Below are 6,433 nucleotides of genomic sequence, written 5' to 3'. Positions count from 1 at the left end.
CCCTTTCCGGATCAATACAATTAGGACCGATAACGGCCATGAGTTTCAGGTCAAATTCCACTGGCACTTGGAGGACTTGGGCATACTACACACCTATATCAAACCTCGTACGCCACGAACGGCAAGGTGGAGCGATCCCATGGGACCGATCAGCGGGAGTTCTACCAGCTGTTAACTTATAAGGATGATGTTGACCTGAACGCCAAGCTAGCTGAATGGGAGGCCTTTTATAACTATCACAGGCCTCACGGAAGCTTGGGCGGAAAAACGCCTTATGAACGCTTGATTGAAAAAATGAGATAATTTTTTCGGTCAGCCGAGGTTGTGCTTATCACAATTTATCAAACGATATCGTCCTTACTTCCTATATGAGCACCAAGCTGCTTTTATTTCTTGAGATCTTATCGAACAGATCTTATCGGACTTCTGAATATGCCTCCTCATCCGGAAACTGAAACTGTCGGCAATGGCAACCGCTCCCAATGGCGGTATATGTATGCCAGTTCCTTCCTTCAGGTACTGGATTCATCTATTTTCATACCCGTTTGCTTCACACTTTTCGTGGCGCTCCGCGCAGCACTGATTTTCTTTTTACCTGTTGAAATGAGCTCGGATGCGAGCTGGTACCTCAATAGAGCGATAAATATCGCCAGGGGTGAGGGGTATTCGGAAGCAGGATATCCAACCGCATATTGGCCTGTCGGGTACCCGGGATTTCTTGGTGTTCTTTTCTATCTCTTTGGTCAAGACCAGCTTGTTGCGCAGCTAGCCAATTTATTTATGGCAGTCGGCAGTTTTTTTTTGCAGTTGGAGTTGACAAGACGAATTTTCCGTAGCGAAGCCACGACCCGACTCAGCCTTCTCCTGCTTACAATATATCCCAATCATATCGCCTATACGTCTCTCCTGTTGACCGAAGTTTACTTTACCTTTTTACTGCTTCTCGGCATATATCTATATATAGTGCAGCGTGGTTGGATTTGGATATTGCTTTCCGGTCTCGTCTTTGGACTGGCAACATTAACTAAACCACAGGTTTTATTCTTACCTGGTCTCTTGGTGCTTTTTCGCATACTTAGTCAGGAAGAGAAGGATCGCCTCCGCGAGGACTTGGTTAAAGGAATTGCAATTTACTTAGTGATGACTGTTATATTAGTTCCTTGGGCGGTGCGGAATAGTCAAGTTTTTGGCGAGATCGTTCTTATATCCACTAACGGAGGTGCGACGCTTTTGAGCGGAAACAATCCCTCTGCAGATGGTGGTCATGTAGAAAATGATGAGTTGGTAGCCCAGCGCAATTTCTCGGTTCAGGACCAAGTGGAATCTGATCGGCGCGCTCGGGAGTTGGCGATTCAGTGGATCAGAGACAATCCGAAAAGATTTATCGCACTTCTCCCTTTGAAAGCATGGCATCTCTGGGCTAAAGACGGCGAAGCAGAATGGGCCTATCAGGCGGGTTACCCGCAATACGAGCAATATTGGTATGTCTTTCGCACCGTCAGATGGGTAAATCAGATTTTTTATGTTCTGCTGCTGGCCGGTTCACTCCTTGCGGCTGTCTTACTGATAAATAATCGCCACCGAGTGATCTGGCCGTGGGTACTTATCGGATACTGTCTCATGATTTATCTGACGATGATATCAATAGTTTTTTCCGGACAGTCAAGATTCCATTTTCCGGCTATGCCCTGGGCCATCATGTATGCAGCGTGGGCATTCATTATGTTTTCAAGTGGCCGACTACAACATGACAATGAACGCCAGAAAATCGCCAAGGCTACACCCGAACGGTAGCAGCCCACAAAGGCGGTACTATTTCCAAGCTATCCATGACTTTACCTGTGACATTAAGACACGTCCACTTATTAGAGCTTAAACATATTTTCCCAAAGCCGTAATCAAGTTTACTTTGTCATTTGCATTGGATGTTTTTAACCAGCTCGCGTTGAACGGAATTAGTGTAATTTGTAGAATTTGACCGTGGGATGGCAATAAGATAACGAACGAATTTGAGGCTACGATATGTCACCCGAAATCAGTATCGTCTCTACTTTGTATCGATCTAGCCCGTTTCTTGAATCGTTTCTTGCCGAATGCCTGCAAGCGCTATCACATATACAATGTAACCATTTCGAGATATTGCTCGTTAACGACGGATCACCGGACGATTCGCTGGTTTATGCAGTGAAACGCAGCGTGGATATTCCCCAATTGGTGTAGTCGATCTTTCACGTAGCTTTGGATATCACAGCGCGATACAGGCCGGATTACAGCATGCTCGGGGGAATCTGATTTTCCTCCTCGATTGTGACCTGGAAGTATCGCCTCTTGTGCTGGTTGAGTTTCACCGCAAGCTCTCTGAATCGTGTTGCGACGTGGTTTTTGGCTATCAGGAAGTTCGCAAGGGGCGATTATTCGAGCAGATCGGCGGCGGCTTGTTCTGGAAAGGGATCAATTTTCTCAGCGACGTCAAGATTCTCGAAAATATCGCTACAGAAAGGATCATGACTTGTCGTTATGTGGAAGCATTGCTGCAAATGGGTGACCGTAACCTGTTCCTTGGCGGCATGATGAGTTGGGCCGGCTTCTACCAGATAGGACTGCCGGTATTGAAGAAGCAGCGCTGCGGCCAAAGTACTTATACACTTATGCGGGGGATAGGTTGATGGTAACGCTGTCAGTTCGTTTTCCGCTCAGTCTTTGGTTTGGCTATTCAATATCGGTATAACAATAACGCTGCTAAGCTTCTCCTTCGGGTTTTATCTCGTTTTTCGAAAACTGGTTTTTGACGACGCTCTTTTGGGTTTCACTTCCATGATGACCATGATGACGCTCAGCCTAGGCATTCTCATCACGGCAATAGGTATCATCGGTATTTATCTAAGCAAGGTGTTTAATCAAGTCCAACATCGACCAAACTATATTGTTAGAAATGTCTACCGCCAAGAGGAGATATGAAAGAAGCCGAACGATTGGATAATCATGTGCAAGCTTATACCCACGGATTTCCCTATTCTGAGGAAAATCACTTGATGCTTGATGCGGGATATCAGCATGTCTTTCAGATAAGCAGTGGTGCATTCTTCAATTTCAATTCTTGACTTGCAGAAAGAATCCAGCAACGCAAAGCTCGGCTGCACGTCACTTGCTGTGCTGAACGAGCTTCTCGGGTGCTGCAGGGATTGTCTCAACCTAAAAAATTGACGGAAAGGATTCCAAGTTAACTAGAGGATTATGGACTACTTGCTTCACAACAAACTGATAGGTCTCACTGCGCCCTTGCGGGTCGAGCTCATGCATAAAATCATCCGTTGTCAGAGCTGGAAGCGCGAAGATATTCGATCGTATCAGGAAAAGCAGCTCCAGAAGCTGATTCATTACTGTTGGCAGTATGTGCCTTTTTATCGCTCACGCTGGAAGTCTTACATTGACGGGCCTTGCGATATTGTTTCGTTGGAGGATTTACAAAAGTTGCCTATCCTCTCGAAAGATGAGCTGCGTCAAGAGCTCAGCGCCCTCACAACCACGGCACCGGGAATAAAAAGTGAAGAAGCCCGAACCGGCGGCAGTACGGGAAGACCAACTATTTTTCGCATGACTAAGTACGACCAGGAGGCTATGTGGGCCCAGATGTATACAGGTTGGCATTGGGCAGGCTACCAGATTGGTTACCCCTTCCTCGTGGTTGGTGGCGAGTCGATTGGTACAGGACTCACTGATCGCCGGAAACTTAAAGACAGGATTATGAATCGCTGGTCGTTCAGCGGTTCTAACTTGAGCCTGGAGCGCGTCAGGGTTCTGATCCAATCACCACATTTCAGGAAAGTTCGTCTAATCTACGGGTACCCAAATGCCATACGGGAATTGGGAGAGTTTGTATGGAAACTTGGTGCTGTTTTTCCCAATTTACAAAGTGTCGTATGCACCGCGGAAGTAATGCGTCCGGAAGTACGTACTCGAATTCGTGAAACGCTGGGGGGTGTTCCAGTTTTTGACCAATACGGCTTGAACGACGGCGGCCTTTTGGCGGTTGAAGGACCGGAGCATGATGGCCTGCACCTTTTTTTTCACCGCGGTATTCTTGAAATACTCGATGACGACAATTGCCAAATTCATGATCTCAAGCGACCCGGACGTGCAATTGCCACCTGCATCAGTAATTATGCCACGCCTTTTGTACGTTATGAAACCGGCGATCAGGTACATTGGCACAACTTAGATCCTGCTCCCTCTGGCATTGGCTGGCCAAGAATCGGTCCAGTGGACGGACGTACTGGTGATGTAATTTATCTACCCACAGGCCGGAGTATTGCTATGCCAGGCTTAACATTGGTAATGCGCTGGTTGGAGGGATTGCGCCAATATCAATTTATTCAGACGAATCCTCACCAAGTCACTGTCCGGTTGGAGCGAGGCGTGGATTTTAAACTCAGTGAGGATGAAGTGGTAGCCTTCCTGCGGAAAAAAATCACTGGGGAAGTCGATTGGCAAATTATTTGGGGAGCGCCTGAGTTAACTCGCAACGATAAGCTTCTCATCATTAGAAATGACTGGCTACGCCAGCAAGGTTTGACCAGGCCGCCAAGGGGGGAGCCTCAGTCTCACCTTTAAGTGGTATTTTAGCTGGATGAACATTGGATTCCGTATGCTCCCGGAAATCAGCATTGTCTCCACCATGTACCGGTCGCGACCGTTTCTTGACCGGTTCCTTGCCGAGTCCCTGCAAGCCTTGTCCGGCATCAAGTGTGACCATTTTGAGATATTGCTCGTCAATGATGGCTCGCCGGATGAGTCCCTGGCTTATGTACTCGAACGCCAGGCAGACATCCCGCAACTCGTGGTGGTTGATCTTGCGCGGAATTTTGGACATCACGCTGCTATACAAGCTGGATTACGGCATGCGCGAGGAAATCTCATTTTTCTCATCGACTGCGACCTGGAGGTGTCGCCGCTGGTGCTGGTAGAGTTTTATGCCAAACTACGCGAGACCAAATCCGACGTCGTTTTTGGCTATCAGGACGTACGCAAAGGCGGGCGGTTCGAGCAAATCAGTGGCGGTCTGTTCTGGAAGGGATTCAACCTGCTCAGCGATGTAAAGATTCCTGAAAACATTCTTACGGAACGGATCATGACGCGCCGTTACGTGGAAGCGCTACTGCAGATGGGTGACCGGAATCTTTTTCTCGGTGGTATGATGAGCTGGACAGGTTTTCAGCAAATCGGCCTGCCTGTTGTCAAGAAACAGCGCGAAGGCAGAAGCACATATACTCTCCTGCGACGTATCGGACTGATGATCAATGCAGTGAGTTCGTTCTCCGCTCAGCCTCTGATCTGGCTGTTCAATATAGGCGTGGTCATTACCCTGCTGAGTTTCTCATTTGCATTCTATCTTGTATTACGAAAGCTGCTGTTTGACGACACCCTCATGGGTTTCACTTCAGTAATGACCATGATGATGCTCAGCCTCGGTATTCTCACCACGGCAATCGGCCTTGTTGGTATCTACCTGGGGAAAGTGTTCAATCAGGTGCAGAACCGTCCCAATTATATCGTGAGAAATATTTTTACCGCTGATGATCAACCTGCAATCGATTGACAGTAACGTGGCGTCCTTCTGATTTAGAATGAAGAGCAAGGGATAATTAAAAAGCTCGTGCTCCATTTCTTCTTAAATAAAGGAAGATATTCATGAGCCTGGAAAATGAGCAGGATCCAACCGCATATGATCGCACTTATGTCCTGGATAACCGGCTAACCCTACAGTGGTACCCCCAAAGAGTCGTTGCCATGGCACAAACTGGCAGCATGTTGGAACTGGGCTTGGGGCACGGTTACTCCACTGAATATTTTGCAAAGACTTTTCAGCGCTACCAAGTGGTTGAAGGCTCCCAGGAGATGATTGATCGCTTCAGAAAGCGCTTCGCAATCGAGGGCGTTGATATCGCGCAGGGGTATTTCGAGGATTTTGAGACTGCCGAACGCTTCGATTCCATTGGAATGGGTTTTGTTCTTGAGCATGTGGACGATCCGGCCGCGATTATACGACGTTATGCCCAGTTCCTTTCTCCAGGCGGATCCATTTATATTGCCGTCCCAAATGCTGAATCCCTGCATCGGAGGCTCGGGCATGCGGCGGGCCTGCTCCCCGATATTTATGCTTTAAATTCAGCCGATCTCGAATTCGGCCATAAGCGTTATTTCACTCTGGAATCGTTGGTTACAATGGTACAGGGCGAGGGATTGGAGATACGCAAGGTTGAAGGTCTCTTGCTCAAGCCGATTACGACGCAGCAGATGCTCGATTTGAATCTCAGCGAGGCAATTTTGCAGGCCATGCTCAAAGTTGGCGTTGATTATCCCGAGCTATGCAATTCTTTATTGCTCCAGGCGAGCAGGCCCGCCTAGCACTGGCGTTTGGGCTACCCGAAAAACC

Annotated in this window: 5 protein-coding genes and 2 pseudogenes; all 7 read left to right on the top strand. The window is 47.8% G+C overall.

Translation table 11 applies throughout. From position 1 onward, the window contains the following. A pseudogene (locus BMY01_RS04090) lies at positions 1-303 on the top strand (integrase core domain-containing protein); the annotation flags it as partial. Between the two features lie 129 nt (positions 304-432). Beyond that, positions 433-1,794: an ArnT family glycosyltransferase gene (locus BMY01_RS04085; RefSeq protein ID WP_081353684.1), complete on the top strand. Its 1,362-nt coding sequence runs from the start codon at positions 433-435 to the stop codon at positions 1,792-1,794. 228 nt (positions 1,795-2,022) lie between these two features. After that, positions 2,023-2,666 (top strand): annotated as a pseudogene (locus BMY01_RS16990) (glycosyltransferase family 2 protein). Positions 2,667-2,954: 288 nt separating this feature from the next. Next, positions 2,955-3,101: a hypothetical protein gene (locus BMY01_RS17705; RefSeq protein WP_175463197.1), complete on the top strand. Its 147-nt coding sequence runs from the start codon at positions 2,955-2,957 to the stop codon at positions 3,099-3,101. Between the two features lie 193 nt (positions 3,102-3,294). After that, positions 3,295-4,611: a phenylacetate--CoA ligase family protein gene (locus BMY01_RS04075; protein ID WP_139176695.1), complete on the top strand. Its 1,317-nt coding sequence runs from the start codon at positions 3,295-3,297 to the stop codon at positions 4,609-4,611. Positions 4,612-4,627: 16 nt separating this feature from the next. Beyond that, positions 4,628-5,596 (top strand): glycosyltransferase family 2 protein, encoded by a 969-nt coding sequence (locus BMY01_RS04070; RefSeq protein WP_254772592.1) that lies wholly within the window; start codon positions 4,628-4,630, stop codon positions 5,594-5,596. A gap of 92 nt (positions 5,597-5,688) precedes the next feature. After that, positions 5,689-6,405: a class I SAM-dependent methyltransferase gene (locus BMY01_RS04065; protein ID WP_074744504.1), complete on the top strand. Its 717-nt coding sequence runs from the start codon at positions 5,689-5,691 to the stop codon at positions 6,403-6,405. The last annotated feature ends 28 nt before the right edge of the window (positions 6,406-6,433 follow it).

The organism is Nitrosospira multiformis, assembly GCF_900110185.1.
Taxonomy (GTDB): Bacteria; Pseudomonadota; Gammaproteobacteria; order Burkholderiales; family Nitrosomonadaceae; genus Nitrosospira; species Nitrosospira multiformis_A.
This window is presented reverse-complemented; position numbering and strand designations above follow the sequence as displayed.